Raw genomic sequence first — 546 nt, 5'->3', positions numbered from 1 at the left:
GAGCATCTGCCAGTTGAGCTTAATCACGCTCGCTACGGTCATTTCGCGATCGCGGAAATAGAGATACGTCCGCAGCTGCCGCCGTTGTATTAACCCCATTGATCTCTCCAATGCCGCCTAACACCTGAGTTAAGCCGCGCCGCGAAGCGGCGTCGGCTTGGACGAATTGTTAGGCCCCGCAGCCGCAGAGTGCGCCGCGTAATCCGCAAATGCGCGGAACACGCGTGCGGTGCCTAATACTGTGAGGACCACTTGCAGCGCAGACAGCACAAGTGAGCCTGCAAAAATTCCGAGGGCGACGCGTTGCGGCAAGCTCGCCATGAGAGTCAATACGCCGATAACGGCGTGCGCTAGGCCCGCGGCCCCCGCCCACAGCAGGGGTCTAATACTCGGGTGTCTGGTACGGGCGAAGGCACGCCACTGAATCCACAACCCGGCGACGAGGCCGGCGAACAATACGACCCAGAGCGCGTAGCCGATGGTGTGGAATGCGTCGTACATCGAGGTATCCATAGCGGGGCCTAACACCTGAGTTAAGCCGCGCCG

General features: G+C 60.8%; 1 pseudogene. It reads right to left on the bottom strand.

Annotation, left to right across the window (positions count from 1 at the left end):
• Positions 1 to 129 precede the first annotated feature (129 nt).
• Positions 130 to 546, bottom strand: a pseudogene (locus tag EVS83_RS15335) (hypothetical protein); the annotation flags it as partial.

This window comes from Cognatilysobacter terrigena (genome assembly GCF_004361065.1).
GTDB lineage: Bacteria > Pseudomonadota > Gammaproteobacteria > Xanthomonadales > Xanthomonadaceae > Cognatilysobacter > Cognatilysobacter terrigena.
This window is presented reverse-complemented; position numbering and strand designations above follow the sequence as displayed.